Here is a 14,441-nt window from a genome sequence, read left to right as displayed (position 1 = left end):
GGAATCTCCGTTGGCATTGCCGTTCTTTATTAACATATAATTACACTTATTTTTCATTAAGCATAGTCGAAATTAGCAATTATGCAATTAACTCAGACAGTTGATATTTAAATTAATCTTTCCAATTCCCCTGATTCTACGTGAAACAAACATCCTCTTACTTCCACGTCATCCCCATAAGCTTGATAAACAGGATGTTTTTTCAGATGTTCCACTTGCTTTAATACATTTACCTTTGAGAGTTCGTCTGTAGAAGTAATCACTGCGCTTTTATCCGGCAAACCGCTTCGAATCTTCGAGACCCATCCCTGCAGCTCTTCATCGGCCGTTTCCGACCAGGCCGCTTTAATTCCTCCACAGTCGGTATGCCCTTTAATAATAATTTTTTTCACCTTTAGATATTTCAATGCGTAATAGAGACTGGCAGAAAAACTTTCATCCTCCGAGTCCACTTGATTTGCAATATTCCGGTGCACAAAAATATTTCCCAGAGGCATTTGTGTTATAACGGAAGGGCTGACTCTTGAATCACTGCAGGAAAGCATAAAAAACTCCGGAGTTTGCCCTTTCTTTAATTCATCAAAGTAAAACGGATCTTCCTCTCTTACTTTACGGATAAAAGCCTCATTTCTTTTGCGCAATTCCTGTTTTTCCAATTGTGCAGCCCCCTTATTTTCCGATTGCTTTCAGTGTATCCGACAGGGTTAAAAAATGTATCTTATCTTCATATTTCTCATTCCATTCTGCCTTCTCCAAGAGATCCCTCACAGGGCCCTTAATGCCGGAAAATAGAAATTGCACATTTCCTCCGCTGCAGGTTTCCATCATTTCTTCCAGCGATTGAATAGCAACTGCGTCCATTGAATTGACGCCGGAGAAATCCAAAATGATCCATTTTAAATCTGTTTTTTCAGCTGCACGTTTACATAACCTATCTTCCAGGAAAGTCATGTTTGCAAAATAAAGAGAAGCGTCCACCCTGAATATTAATACTTCCGGATCTACTTCTGCTTCCGGATAACGCTGAACATTACGGAAAACATTTTTATCCGGCAAATAACCTAATTCAGCTACATGTGGATAAGCACTTCTTGCGATAAATATAATTAATGAAAAAGCCAATCCAACTAATATGCCCTGCTCAATGCCAATGAGGAGTGTCGCTAAAAAGGTAACTGCCCAGGTCCAGCCATCTGCACTCCGTATTTTAAATAAATGTCTGGCTTCTTTTACGTCAATTAAACCGTAAACAGCTACCATAATAATTGCCGCCAAAACCGCATTAGGCAGATAGTAGAAATAGTCTGTAAAGAATAAGAGAGTCAGAATGATCAGTATCGCTGTAATAATGGAAGCCAGCGGCGTTCTTGCCCCTGATTCGTAATTTACTGCTGAACGGGAAAATCCTCCAGTCACCGGATAGGCTGAAAAGAAAGATCCCCCTACATTGGCAAGTCCCAGACCAACCAGTTCTTTATTCGGTTCAATCTTGTATTTTTCCTTAGCGGCTATTGCTTTTCCCATGGCAATAGATTCCATGAAACCAACAAATGATATGGTTAAAGCAATCGGCAGCAATGCAATGACTGCATCCATGGTGAAGGCCGGTATGGAAAGTGCCGGCAATCCTTGAGGCACCTCTCCTACAATGGATAGGCCAAACCTTTCCAGATTTAATTGTGAAACAAGCAGAATACTTACTGCCACCACGATAATGGGACCCGGTATTTTACGAACATATTTTTTAAATAGAATAAGAAGTGCGATACTCCCCGCTCCTACACCGAGCGTAACCGGATTGATTTCCGAAATGTTTGCAACAGCCTCCCAAAGCTGCATGATCGCATGATTTGATTCCAGATTAACACCTATTAAATCTTTTAATTGACTGATTCCGATGATAATTGCTGCAGCAGAAGTAAAACCGCTGATGACGGCATGGGATAAAAAGTTGACCAGAAAACCGAGGCGCAATACACCCATCAGGAATTGTATCAATCCAATCATCAGCATAAGCAGCAGTGTTAAAGAAATATACTCACCGGACCCTGGTTCCGCCAAGGTAGATACCCCGGCCAGTACCAGTAATGAAACCATTGCGACCGGTCCAACAGCAAGCTGGCGTGAAGTTCCAAATAATGCATAAATAATTAAGGGGATCGTGGAAGCATACAGACCAACCACTGGAGGCAATCCAGCCAACATCGCATAAGCCATTCCCTGTGGGATAAGCATTACTGCAACAATCAGACCAGCTGAAAGGTCGCCACTTAAATCGGACTTTTTATAAGTAAGCATCCAATCCAATGCAGGAATTAACTTTTTTAACATCCTTTCTCCCTCCTTTTCCATCTGAGATGTATATGTTAATTTTTATTTATTACCTTTACCCCTATGGGTATATTAACAAGTTGATATAAAGATGTCAAGGGATGGTATTTCAATATATAATATATCCTAAAATAGTCATTTTATTTACTTCACTATAAAAAACTGGCCCATTGTTTATTAAGAAAGTTTAATTGAAATGTTGATTCAAGGAAGATAAAACTTTTCACGCTTAAATACAAGTAAAACTAACGCATGAACTAATGCGTTAGTTTTACTAAGAATATAACACCTTCACCGTTTTTCTAATCAATGAGTCTGCTTGACTTGGATTTTTGATACGATTTTTCAATTTGCTCTGATAGAATTGGTTTTAACAGTACACCAACAATAAAAGCAAAGAACCAAAATACAACAAGCAAACCGATATTTTTCCATACAAGCCATGGAATTACACCACCAATCGCCTCCCTTAACAGGTCTATAGCATATGTGAACGGCATAAATGGGTGAATTGCCTGAAAGAATGGTGGTGCCACATCGATTGGGAAGGTTCCGCCACTACTTGATAATTGAAGGACAAGCAGCACGATCGCCAATGCTTTTCCTATATTCCCCAGGATCGATACAAGGGTATAAACGATAGTCATAAAGATGACTGCAATAATAACGGAAAATATAACGAGTAAAAAAGGGTGAGCAGCATAAATGCCAAGTAAATGTAAATTACCAGTACTGACAATTACCCCCTGCAATACCCCTACAATCAAAAATAAAATCATTTTACCAAAATAAATTTGCCTTAAAGTGTAACCTTCCCTCCTGTCTGCCGGATGAAGATTGGTTGTCATTAAATTGGATAACAATAATGCCCCAACCCAAATACTTAGAACAGTGTAGAAAGGTGCATTGGCTGAACCGTAATTCGGTATATGAAATAACTTTTCTTCTTTTAAATCAACTGGACTGGCAAAAAAATCACTTTCTTCTTCCAAGTCATTTCGCAGGACAGATATTAATTCGGCAATCCGGTCCTCTTCTTCCATTTCTCTTAATTGATCTGCCGTATCATAAATTGCTTCTTCAAATTCCGGAAGATACGTACGACTAAAGTCATTTATTTCACTTAATGATGCTTTAACTTCCGGTACTTCTTCCTTAAAAATTTCTGCCAATTTAACATACTTCTGCTCCGCATCCGGAAGGTCATTTTCTATGATCCCCGCCATATGATTCACACGGCTTTCTATTAGAGGCAAATCTTTTTTTATAAATCTTGCAGACGTTTCTATTATATTGATAACTTTTGGAAAACCATTTTGTATTTTTTGTTCAAGTTGAGCCACCCTGTCTTCCACATCAGGTAACGTATTCAGTAATTCCTGCAATGTCTCCTCACCTGTCATTGTCACTTCTTCTGCCTGGTCAAGCATTTCACCTATGGTATGAAGCTCATGATAGGCATTTTCGACGTCAGCTTTCGAATGAGTTAAATCATTTAATAACATTGCATAAGCATTTTCCACACTATCTGCCCATTCATTTTTTAACAAGCTTGCAATATGATTGGAAGATGCTTCTACTTCCTGTGCTTTTTGGCGGACTTCCTCTACTCTTTTCATGTCCAGCTCTTCTTCTTGTTCCAGTAGCTCGAGGAGATGATCCATTTCCTGCTGAAGTGATTTCAACACATTTTGCAGCGTAGTCAGTTGATTAATCATTGTAGGAATGTTGTCATCCTGCGTAGCTTCATATAGCATGGTATAAAGATTAATCGTGTTATCTATGACATCCATACTGGATAATAATTGTTCATTTACATGCCGTAAAACTTCCTCCACCTCATCAGTGGATTCCACATCGTCTATTAAAGCGAGGGTTTGATCAACTGTGGATGCCGACTGATTAATAAAATAAAGCTGCTGCAGGATGATCTCACTCACTGAATCTATAGAATCTTCCACTTCTCTGGAAAATTCCTGAAGAAATTCCACATATTCCTCTGCAGCACCTCTTTTATCAATCAAAACCGGAACAGTTTCTTGTAAATCAATAATTGTGGCTTGTGCAGATTGGGCTTGCATCAATGCCCACTCCAGGCGGTCGGCAACTTCGGAAAAGCTTTCTCCAAGGCCATTTACATCTTCAATGGCCTGCTCCAGCTCCGGAATAGTTTGCTCCAGCTTTAAAACTTCTTCACCCAACTGATTAATATAAGGAAATTGTTCATCCAGGCGCAATATTAATTCAGCACTACTATGAATTTCGGGAAAATATTCTTCTAATCCTAAAAATTGCTCAATACTGCTGTCAATTTTTCCCCAGTTTTCCTCCACCTCAATTAAAATTTCGGCAAAACTGTTTATTTCCGGGAAACGTTCCTCCAGTTCATAAACAACCTGCTTAATCTTCCGCATCGTCGGAAGTTCTTCTTCCAGCTGGATGCCTAACCTATTAAATTCTTTAAATAGAACCTTCGATGTTTCTCCTATAAACTGCTCATTTATTTCGGTTACAATTGCTGTAGCTCCGGCAGAAGTCATCTTGGGAGCAATAGCATTTACCTTTTCATTTACCTGATACAAAACTTCCGGTTTAAGAGGCTCTCCATTTATTACCTGGGCCAAATCCTCCGAAAACGTACGATTAATGTAAATGCCCGCATAGTAATCACCATGCTTAACTCCATCCTCTGCCTCTTGTCTTGAACTTATTTCCCAACCCAACTCCTCATTATCCTCCAGATTTTTGACCAGTTGTTTGCCAATATTAATATATTCTCCTTCTACTTCTGCACCTTCATCTTCATTCACTACAGCAATTTGTATTCCTTCTGTATTCGCATAAGGATCCCAGGCAGAACCTAAATTAAACCACGCATATAACGCAGGTAATACAGCCAGACCGATTAGGAGGATACCTACAAAAGGCACCCTGCGTATATTTTTTAAATCCTGCTTAAAGATACTCCAAACATTTTTCATAACTTCCTCCATCCATACATCTAAAAATAGCCATGTGACTAAAATAGTATTTTGGTCGATTACACAAAAAATAATAAGGTAACTTTATTCTTCGCTACCTATGCCATGAATAAAATATAAATTAATTAGAGATGCGATCTCGTCTTTATCCAAAGAGTCATAACGTTCTTTCCAATCATTAACCAGGTTAATGTACATTTTATACATTAGAAAAGCGGTGATTTTCGGATCACATTCCTTTAACTCTCCACGCTCTATTGCCAAATTAATTTTCATCTCAATAAATGCACGAATTTCGTTTTCAAAATCCTGCAACGCTTCTATTACTTCAGGTGTGCCAATTTCCTTTACTTCCTGTGACAATTTAATAATCAGTTCATGTTCTTCCCGAAATTGGGTAACAGCATGTAAAGCTGCATTAAAATTTTCAACAAAAGCATCACCGGTGGTAACAGCTTCTGTTGCTATTTTTCTCATTTCGACAGCCAGTTTATGAATGATTTCCTTTAGTAATTCTTCTTTTGTGGAAAAGTAAGTGTAAATGGTTCCTTTACCCACTTTGGCTATTTTTGCGACCTGATCCATGGTAGTCGCTTTATATCCAAAATGACTAAACGATTTTATTGCTGCATTTATAATATTAACTTTTTTATCACTAATCACTGGTTGGTTCTCCTTCCGTAATTGACCATAAAACGAAAACAGTCATTCATTATTCTGTTATTTTAACATGATATGAAACATGGATCAATACAATAAGCTTACATGAACGTCTTCATGTTATGTAATTCAGTTATCTCCAACAGAATACAACATGGTTATAAAGATACTACCAGAATCATTCAAAATTAATTTTTGTCAGATAGTGGGAGGGTAAACCAAAATGTATGCATATTGCCGTTTGATGTCATTCCTATTTTCCCGTTATGGTGCTCTATGATTTCCATTGAAATCGCCAGTCCCAACCCTGAGCCGCCTGACTCCTTGGAACGTGAAGGATCAGTTCGGTAAAAACGCTCAAAAATTTTCTCCTGCTCAGTCACGGGAATTTGTTTGCCTGGACCGGTAACTCGGAATGAATATTCTGAATCCAACTGCTCTCCTGTAACTAATATTGGCCCTTCCCCCTCATAATAACGAATTGCATTATCAAGCAAATTACTGATGACCTGTGAAATTCCTCCATTATTCGTCTGTACCATGCCAGGTTCCACATTGAATTTCACTTTCAACCCCTGCTGCTTTATTGATCTCATAAACATATTCAGGCACTGATTGGCCAGCATTTGCATATCGCTTGTTTCATTTATCACATAGGATTGTTCCGGCATTAAGTCCCATTCTTTCAGCTGTTCCATTTGTTCCACCAATTTCACTAGCCTTTTGGATTCTTCATGGAGGGATTGATATAATTCCTGATCACCCTGAACCACTCCACTACTCAACGCCTTTAAGTAACCGTTCAAATTGGATAGCGGGGTTCGGATTTCATGGGAAAGATCCGTAACCAGTTTTTTTCTATTTGCTTCGTTATCTTTTAGCTTAATTACTAAATCATTAAAGTGACCGCTCAGCTGTCCGATTTCGTCATTGGCCTCTATCTTTATCGGTTCAGGATACTCTCCCTGTTTCATGGTTTTTGCAGATAATATTAACACTCTTAATGGATGGAGTAATTTTTTTGTTAAATAATAATGGATAATACTTCCTACTAATATAGCAGATATACTGAAGATCCACAGGTACTGATAAAGAACGGATTCAAATTGGGACTGATTGTTTACAGCTGAGAGTCCATCATGCAGCATGCAGGCTGTGTTATATATAGCCCAGCTGCTTAACACGATAAAAGAGGCTATAATGATGACATTAATAAATGTCAGCCGAAACAAAAAACGTTTTGGTAATAAACTTCTGTATTTTTTATTCTGCAACAAATGTATACCCCATTCCCCGCACTGTTTTTATTCTGCTTGGAGAAGCAGGGTTTTGCTCAATTTTTCCCCGCAGTTTTTTTATATGTGCATCAATGGTACGATCCATAACCATTTTATCGGCATAAGGATATAGTTGATCGAGAAGCGCTTCCCGTGTGATGACAACATTCGGATTTTCCATAAAATAATACAGCAGATTGAACTCGTGTTTTGTCAAATTCAATTGTTTATCAAAAAGCAATACTTCCCCTTTTCGAGGTTTAATGCAAAGACCGCTGTATGTAATCTTTTGACAAAATTGGCCAGTACGGCGCAAAACAGCTTCCACATGCGCCACAAGCTCTTCCGGTTCAAATGGCTTCACCATATAATCATCCGCACCGATTTTCAGACCGTTAATCTTATCCTCTGTACGCGCTTTAGCTGAAAGCATGATAATAGATACTTCATTTCTCTCCTGCTCCCGAATCCATGTACACAATTCCTCACCGGATAATTTCGGCAGCATTAAATCAAGGATCACGAGACATGGATGTTGTTTAAGAAAGACTTCCTTGGCTTTTTCTCCGTCCGATGCTTCTATCACATCGTAGCCGGATTCTTTCAAATAAATGCCTACCAATTCACGAATCATTTTATCATCTTCCACAACCAATATGGTTTGTTTCATCGTGTTCACCTCTTGCCTTATATCCTACCACACCTTTTCAATCCATATCTTCATAAACTTCCACCATTTGATCATAATTCAGCGGCCCAAAGGTTTTAAATTGAATAATTCCTTCCGAATCGATCATAAATGAAGTCGGAATCGGCTGAATGGCATATATTGTTGCCACTTCTATAATTTCATCCAGGAGGATCGGAAAAGTTAACTCATATTCATCGACAAACTGCTGAACCTGATCGGTATGGGGCTCTGTTTCCGTTAAATTAACAGCAAGAATTTCCACATCGGTATCCTGATAAAATCTTTCCATATCAGGCATTTCCGCTCTGCACGGCGGACACCAGGTTGCCCAGAAATTAATCATTACCCGGCTGCCGCGGTAATCCGACAGCTTTGCTTTATCTCCATGTAAAGTATTTAGCTGAAAGTCGGGCGCCATATTTCCTGTTTCAAGACCAACCTCTGGATTTTCCGCGTTGGCCGCCTCTTCTTTTTCTCTTTCCGCCGCTTCCGCTTCTGCCTCTTCTTTTTCTTTTTCGGCTGCTTCCTTGGCCTTGTTGGTTTTATCATCATCCAGATTCACTTCAATCTCTATCTCGTTTTCTTCTCCATCTTCCTCCTGTGATTGCTGATCACCCAAGGGAAAAACGAATTCATAGATCGCCCAGCCAAACATACCAAACAGCACCAAGCTCATGATTATTTTTTTCATCCAAATACACCTCTCTTTTATTAAAACGAAGGATCACACCCTGGCAACGCCCATTCGACAAGACGCAAGCTTTTCAGAAATGACATTCTTTCGGTGGGACGAGCATTTGACGCAGTCCCACGCATCTTAATCCATCATTTCCAACTGTTGCAGCATTTGGTCGTGATTCATTGCTCCCAGAGCAATAAATTGTATTTCACCACTGGAATCAATCATATAGGAGGTGGGATATGCCTGAATTTGATACATCTCCATCACATCGGATTGTTGATCCATCAGTATGGGAAATGTCAATTCAAAATCATCCACAAAATCAGCAACTACTTCCTCATTACTTTCTGATTCCGTCATATTAACCGCCAATATGGCAATATCTTCTTCCTCATAAAGCTTTTGCATGTCGGGCATTTCCGCCCGGCACGGCGGACACCAGGTTGCCCAGAAATTGAGCATTACCCGCTTTCCACGGTAATCGGATAGAAGCACTGTTTCCCCATCCAGGGTGGTTAATTCAAAGTCAGGGGCGATATCCCCTCTCTCCAACCCTACTTTTCCTGACTCCACCACTTCCTCCGATTCCTCTGGAGATGAGGAAGTGATATAGTCCCGTGACATGGTGTTTTCTTCCTCCGAAGTATCATTCGTATTTACAAAATCAAACATTGCCCAGCCAAGCATTCCGAGCACGATAACAATGACAATTCCTGCTTTCATTTCTTATTCCTCCATTGTTTATCCAAGTCGTGACATCCATGTGTCCTGAATTAATTCAAGTAAAAATGCTGAAATACGCGGCATCAAACCAAAAAACAAAACGAGCCCCATTGCAACCATCATCACTCCTCCGACTTTCATGATCACTCCACTGTGCCGCACGATCCATTTCGTCGACCCAAGGAAAAAAGTCAGTATAAGAAAGGGCAATGCAAAGCCAATTACATAAAAGACCGTATAGAAAACACCGTGCCCCGGATTTGTGGCTGCCAACAATAAAATTGAGCCGAAAATCGGACCGATACAAGGTGTCCACCCTGCAGCAAAACCTAATCCGACAAAAAATGTTCCCATAAATCCAGCCGGTTTTTTGGTATAATGCAACCGTTTTTCTTTCATGAGAGCAGGTATCGTTATCCATCCTGCTACAAACAATCCCATAAACACGATGAAAATCCCGGCAATTCGCTGAATGAGCAGACCGGTATCACCAATTAATAAATTTTGCGCCCACTGTCCCAAAAAGGAAGCACTGGCCCCGAGACTGATAAACACCAGGGATACTCCCAATAAAAAGAACAATGAATGACTTAAAAGCTGGCGCCGGATTTTCGCATTATGATCACCCTGCAATTCTTTTACACTTATTCCTGTAATATAGGACATATAGGCAGGAAAAATAGGCAGTACGCAGGGAGACAAAAAGGAAAGCGCACCTGCACCAAGCGCTAAAAACATTCCAACCAGAAAAATCGTATCTGCTTCAATAACACCCATTATGACTTCCTCTTCCTTTCGTTAACAATCATGATTGAGACACAAAATATTACAAATAAACCAATGAACCACGGCTCCATCATATATTCAAATACGGTGACAAATGGATAAATAAATTGAAGTAGCAGCATACCTGCAGTCCACACAGCCAGAGTCGCCAGCAGTATGATGAAAATCGATACTCGCCCACGCAATGAGAAAAATCCAATCAGCAGGACTGCCAGTACAATTAAATACCCAAGCGCGTATGTATTGTCGTACAACGATAATTGCAGAAATTCATAAACAAAGGAGGACACCAGAAATACATGGGCAAACATTTCAGCAAATGCCATCAGATCCAGTTTATTACGTATCCATTTATAAATTATGATGATTGCCGTAAACAGAACTGCCAGATAAAATGCTCCAGCGTTTCCGGGATAAGCAAGCACAGCAAGCGGATCCTGAATAAATAAGGGTATATTTAACAGAATTTTTCCGAGCCAGACGAAAAGGATGAAATTAATCAATTGGGACATTAATTCTTCCATACGCTGCTTCTTTTCTTCCTTTGGCAAATCACTCAATAGATAGAAGGAAATCAACCCGATAGCCAAACTTGCGATAATGATGCCTATTGATATAATTCTGCTCGAAATTACCATCACGGGTTCCTCCATTCATTCCTTCAAATACGATGTTACATGTTGAATATGAAAATTTGATGAAAATAAAAAGGCTGGGACAAAACATTTACTCAAAAAGAAAGCAAAACCATTATAAACACTATCCGCTAAGCCATAAAATACTCCAATGTCACTCGGGTACAAGTACGGAATCCAAATCAACTGCCATTGCCCGTCTTCTTAGTGTCTTATGTGCGACGGGCGGCTGGAGAAAACCCTCGGATGCAGCGCCCTAAGTGGTCTCAGAGATGCCTCTTATCCCGAAAGAGTCTTCGTATGTTGCCGGAGTTCATGTTTTAAACATTTGCTTCATAATTAAATAAACTTATTTGTGTCCCAACCTCATCATTATATACTTTTATCTATTGCTTTAATAAGTCTGTTTTCTACATCACCGGCAATCTCTTTGAGTGAATCATCGCCAGCCAGTTCCATTAATGCCGTTGGTTTCGGCAGTCCAATTTTTCTTTTTCTTTCTTCTTCGTAAACTACAATCTTACATGGCAGAAAATAGCCAATCAACTGGTTCTTTGTTAATATCCGTTGTGCTTCTTTTGGATTGCAAACTTCCAGCACCCGGTAAGGCTGGTCAAACTCAAATCCTTTATTGTTTAGGGTTTCTTTAATATCAAACTGCCAAAGGATGCCAAATTTATCCTCCTTTAAACTTTCTTCCAGAGACTGGATAGCTTCTTCCATTGATTTGTCTGTCTCCACTGTATAGTGAAACATGTCAGTCAACTCCTTTTTATCTTACTTACACTCATATGAATGCTTTTACAGCATAATTCTCCTGGTTTAATGAAATGACTTCCGTATAAAAACCGTGACCGTCTAAAATCTGAGCCATTTTGTCGGACGGTATCCTTATATTGAGAGGCGGCCCTGACGATGTTTCTACCACTTCCCATTCTATAACGAGCATTGTACCACCGGTTTTTAAAATCCGCTTTATTTCCCGGAGTGTTTTATCAATATTTGGCACTTCATGCATCACAAAAGAGATCATCACTTTGCTCACGGATTGGTCACCAAGCGGGATCTGTTGAAGTTCGCTTTCCACAACCTGAATATTTTCCACTTGTTCATCACTTGCGTTTTCTTTTAGCATATCCAGCATTTTCGGTTCTACATCAATGGCGTGTACGGTATCTTTCGTTTGTTTTGCCATGGGGATTGCAAAATATCCATTTCCTGATCCAAGATCTGCAATAGTATCATCCGGCTTAATGTTCAGCAAACCGACAACTTCATCGGGAGGTAATATTTTTTTTCGTTCTGAGCTCATCAACAGCTCTGCTTTTTCGGGATTAAACCTTTTTCCCGCCATATTCTTTCCTCCTTTCTAGACCCAGCTGCTCATGCCGCCTTTCACATTGGTCACTTTTTCAAACCCCTGTTTCTTTAATATTTTCGCCGCTTTCATACTTCTCATACCTGTTTGGCAAATGATGACTACTTCTTTATCTTTCTGTAATTCTCCAGATTGGTGAGCTAATTGGGCGAGGGGTATATTTTTAAACGGTTTCCGATGATTTGCTTTATATTCCCCGGGTGTTCTTACATCGATAAATTGTCCATTCTTTTCCTTTAATTTGTTTTTGGCTTCCTGTACTGTAATATTATTTACTCCTTTTACCGGTATAAATCGGCTCATAAGAAACCATACAACCGCAATGATAATCAATACCTGAATGATTATTTCCACTTCAAAACATTCCTCCCCTTATATACCTATGCAGGTATTATTCTTCTAAAAAAATAGAGCATAACAAAGTAACAACTTATTATGCTCTATTATTGTACCTCAATAATATACCCCGATAGGTATATTGTCAAATTTGAATTTCTTATCCCAGTAACGTTTTTTCCATCAAGGATACGTAATTGGTCCGGCCGGTCCGAGCGGAAGACCGAACAGCATCCAAATGATCAGCATAATCGTCCATCCGACCAGAAAAACGATAGAATACGGAAGCATGGTTGCAACCAATGTACCGATCCCCATATTTTTATCGTATTTCTGAGCGAAAGCAATAATGACGGCAAAGTAAGGCATTAACGGTGAAATAATATTTGTTGTTGAATCCGCCACACGATATGCCATTTGCGTTAATTCCGGTGAATAACCCAGCTGCATCATAATTGGCACAAATATCGGAGCCATCATCGCCCATTTTGCAGAGGCGCTCCCGATAAACAGGTTAATAATCGCTGCAATGAGTACGAACAGAATAATTAAAGGTATGCCGGTCAGGTTAATATTATCTAAAAACTCTGCCCCGTATACGCCTAAAATAATTCCCAGGTTTGATTCGTTGAAATAAGCGACGAACTGACCCGCAGTAAAAGCAAGCACAATAAACATTCCCATGGAAGCCATCGTATCCGACATCTGACCAGCTACATCCTTATCATTGCGAATCCCTTTTGTGACAACGCCGTATACCAACCCGGGAATAAAAAATAGTATAGCAATGATTGGTACGAGTGAATCCATAAAGGGGGATTGGACAATCTGATCCATTGTGTTTCCTTCCGTCCCCCTTAAAGGTGCATCCGGGGGTACGATCAGCAGTGCAACCAACGCCAAACCAATCAGTAAACCGATACCAGAATATATTAGCCCTTTTCTTTCTCTGGCAGACAATCCTTCCAGACCTTCTTCATTATATTCTCCCTTATAAGCTCCTAACCGGGGCAGTACCATCCTTTCCGTGACCCATGTGCCAAGTATCGTAAGTACTAATACACTAACCGCAATAAACGCCCAGTTCATAGCTATATTCATTGTTTCTGCGTAGGCCGGGTCAATCGTTGCCGCAGAAGCAATAGTCAACTCACCCAATAACACATCTGTACCGGAAAGCAGCAGGTTGGCACTGAATCCTCCTGACACCCCGGCAAAGGCTGCCGCCAAACCACCAAGGGGATGCCTGCCCATCGCTGCAAATATTAATGCACCAAGGGGTGGTAGTACAACATAACCGGCGTCGGATGCAACACTGGACATAACGGCCGCGAATACAAGCCCAACCGTAATAAACCGGTCCGGAATAGATAAAACAAACCCTCGTAAAAGTGCACTAATCAGGCCTGTCCGTTCTGCCACACCAATTCCGAGCATCGTTACAAGTACCACGCCCAGGGGTGCAAAACCGATAAAGTTATCGGTGACACTGCCAAAAAGGTATTCAAGCCCCTCAGCAGTCAATAGATTATTAACTTCTACCGTTTCCCCATCTCCCGGATGTTCCACGTTTATTCCAAGTGGTGATAAAGCTGCAGATAATATCAGGACGAGCAAAGCTAATATAGCGAATAACGTTACCGGATGCGGCAGCAGATTCCCCACTCGTTCCACCGAGTCGAGCCCACGCTGAAATAAACTCTTGCGTTTTTTCGCCATCGGAATGTAACCCCTTTCATCATAAAATATCCAAAGTGTATAAACATAATAAAATTATTATAAAGGTATTTTTCTTTTTAGGACAAGTAAAAATGAAAACACTCTTTATAATATATTGCCCGCCATTAGCTTACTGATTAAATCGGGAATAAACGAAGGTCGTGCTTCAGGAATAACACCTATAGTCATGAGGAAGACAGAAAAGCATTCTTCTTTCCTGCCTGTCACCAATTCCATTTACT

General features: G+C 40.0%; 15 protein-coding genes. All 15 read right to left on the bottom strand.

All coding sequences use genetic code 11. The features are described 5' to 3' along the window. Positions 1 to 107: 107 nt before the first annotated feature. The 15 genes from ACZ42C_RS18625 to ACZ42C_RS18555 all read right to left on the bottom strand — a co-directional run bounded on the left by ACZ42C_RS18625 (position 108) and on the right by ACZ42C_RS18555 (position 14,436). On the bottom strand, positions 108 to 656 hold the full coding sequence (locus ACZ42C_RS18625) for a carbonic anhydrase (protein ID WP_461182388.1): 549 nt from the start codon (positions 654 to 656) through the stop codon (positions 108 to 110). 13 nt (positions 657 to 669) lie between these two features. Further along, complete coding sequence (locus ACZ42C_RS18620) at positions 670 to 2,331, bottom strand: SulP family inorganic anion transporter (protein WP_461182389.1); 1,662 nt, start codon at positions 2,329 to 2,331, stop codon at positions 670 to 672. Between the two features lie 302 nt (positions 2,332 to 2,633). Beyond that, on the bottom strand, positions 2,634 to 5,312 hold the full coding sequence (locus tag ACZ42C_RS18615; RefSeq protein WP_461182390.1) for a YhgE/Pip domain-containing protein: 2,679 nt from the start codon (positions 5,310 to 5,312) through the stop codon (positions 2,634 to 2,636). Between the two features lie 84 nt (positions 5,313 to 5,396). Beyond that, a complete protein-coding gene (locus ACZ42C_RS18610; RefSeq protein ID WP_461182391.1) occupies positions 5,397 to 5,975 on the bottom strand; it encodes a TetR/AcrR family transcriptional regulator in 579 nt (192 codons plus the stop codon). A 185-nt stretch (positions 5,976 to 6,160) separates the two neighbouring features. Continuing rightward, positions 6,161 to 7,246 (bottom strand): sensor histidine kinase, encoded by a 1,086-nt coding sequence (locus ACZ42C_RS18605; RefSeq protein WP_461182392.1) that lies wholly within the window; start codon positions 7,244 to 7,246, stop codon positions 6,161 to 6,163. Continuing rightward, positions 7,236 to 7,919 (bottom strand): response regulator transcription factor, encoded by a 684-nt coding sequence (locus ACZ42C_RS18600; RefSeq protein WP_461182393.1) that lies wholly within the window; start codon positions 7,917 to 7,919, stop codon positions 7,236 to 7,238. The genes ACZ42C_RS18605 and ACZ42C_RS18600 overlap by 11 nt, the downstream gene beginning before the upstream one ends. Positions 7,920 to 7,956: 37 nt before the next feature. Next, a complete protein-coding gene (locus tag ACZ42C_RS18595) occupies positions 7,957 to 8,631 on the bottom strand; it encodes a redoxin domain-containing protein (RefSeq protein WP_461182394.1) in 675 nt (224 codons plus the stop codon). 126 nt (positions 8,632 to 8,757) lie between these two features. Then, positions 8,758 to 9,345, bottom strand: coding sequence for a peroxiredoxin family protein (locus ACZ42C_RS18590; RefSeq protein ID WP_461182395.1), 588 nt, complete (start codon positions 9,343 to 9,345; stop codon positions 8,758 to 8,760). 18 nt (positions 9,346 to 9,363) lie between these two features. Beyond that, positions 9,364 to 10,122, bottom strand: a complete 759-nt coding sequence (locus ACZ42C_RS18585) for a cytochrome c biogenesis protein CcdA (RefSeq protein WP_461182396.1) — start codon at positions 10,120 to 10,122, stop codon at positions 9,364 to 9,366. Further along, entirely contained in the window at positions 10,122 to 10,769 is a 648-nt protein-coding gene (locus tag ACZ42C_RS18580; protein WP_461182397.1) for a hypothetical protein, read from the bottom strand. The genes ACZ42C_RS18585 and ACZ42C_RS18580 overlap by 1 nt, the downstream gene beginning before the upstream one ends. 369 nt (positions 10,770 to 11,138) lie before the next feature. Further along, complete coding sequence (locus tag ACZ42C_RS18575) at positions 11,139 to 11,522, bottom strand: DUF302 domain-containing protein (RefSeq protein WP_461182398.1); 384 nt, start codon at positions 11,520 to 11,522, stop codon at positions 11,139 to 11,141. Positions 11,523 to 11,553: 31 nt separating this feature from the next. Beyond that, a complete protein-coding gene (locus tag ACZ42C_RS18570) occupies positions 11,554 to 12,120 on the bottom strand; it encodes a class I SAM-dependent methyltransferase (RefSeq protein WP_461182399.1) in 567 nt (188 codons plus the stop codon). A 15-nt stretch (positions 12,121 to 12,135) separates the two neighbouring features. Next, positions 12,136 to 12,492: a rhodanese-like domain-containing protein gene (locus tag ACZ42C_RS18565; protein ID WP_461182415.1), complete on the bottom strand. Its 357-nt coding sequence runs from the start codon at positions 12,490 to 12,492 to the stop codon at positions 12,136 to 12,138. Between the two features lie 171 nt (positions 12,493 to 12,663). Further along, on the bottom strand, positions 12,664 to 14,199 hold the full coding sequence (locus tag ACZ42C_RS18560; protein ID WP_461182400.1) for an AbgT family transporter: 1,536 nt from the start codon (positions 14,197 to 14,199) through the stop codon (positions 12,664 to 12,666). Between the two features lie 105 nt (positions 14,200 to 14,304). Beyond that, on the bottom strand, positions 14,305 to 14,436 hold the full coding sequence (locus tag ACZ42C_RS18555) for a hypothetical protein (protein WP_461182401.1): 132 nt from the start codon (positions 14,434 to 14,436) through the stop codon (positions 14,305 to 14,307). Positions 14,437 to 14,441 lie beyond the last annotated feature (5 nt).

It is taken from the genome of Virgibacillus kimchii, assembly GCF_055379185.1.
The sequence above is the reverse complement of the archived record's forward strand: the minus strand, read 5'-3'. Positions and strand labels throughout refer to the sequence as shown.

Excerpts from the sequence above, each read along its gene's own strand:
- ACZ42C_RS18590 (WP_461182395.1), bottom strand. The coding sequence starts at position 9,345 with ATGAAAGCAGGAATTGTCATTGTTATCGTGCTCGGAATGCTTGGCTGG.
- ACZ42C_RS18555 (WP_461182401.1), bottom strand. The coding sequence starts at position 14,436 with ATGGAATTGGTGACAGGCAGGAAAGAAGAATGCTTTTCTGTCTTCCTC.
- ACZ42C_RS18580 (WP_461182397.1), bottom strand. The coding sequence starts at position 10,769 with ATGGTAATTTCGAGCAGAATTATATCAATAGGCATCATTATCGCAAGT.
- ACZ42C_RS18600 (WP_461182393.1), bottom strand. The coding sequence starts at position 7,919 with ATGAAACAAACCATATTGGTTGTGGAAGATGATAAAATGATTCGTGAA.
- ACZ42C_RS18620 (WP_461182389.1), bottom strand. The coding sequence starts at position 2,331 with ATGTTAAAAAAGTTAATTCCTGCATTGGATTGGATGCTTACTTATAAA.
- ACZ42C_RS18570 (WP_461182399.1), bottom strand. The coding sequence starts at position 12,120 with ATGGCGGGAAAAAGGTTTAATCCCGAAAAAGCAGAGCTGTTGATGAGC.
- ACZ42C_RS18575 (WP_461182398.1), bottom strand. The coding sequence starts at position 11,522 with ATGTTTCACTATACAGTGGAGACAGACAAATCAATGGAAGAAGCTATC.
- ACZ42C_RS18560 (WP_461182400.1), bottom strand. The coding sequence starts at position 14,199 with ATGGCGAAAAAACGCAAGAGTTTATTTCAGCGTGGGCTCGACTCGGTG.
- ACZ42C_RS18595 (WP_461182394.1), bottom strand. The coding sequence starts at position 8,631 with ATGAAAAAAATAATCATGAGCTTGGTGCTGTTTGGTATGTTTGGCTGG.
- ACZ42C_RS18615 (WP_461182390.1), bottom strand. The coding sequence starts at position 5,312 with ATGAAAAATGTTTGGAGTATCTTTAAGCAGGATTTAAAAAATATACGC.
- ACZ42C_RS18585 (WP_461182396.1), bottom strand. The coding sequence starts at position 10,122 with ATGGGTGTTATTGAAGCAGATACGATTTTTCTGGTTGGAATGTTTTTA.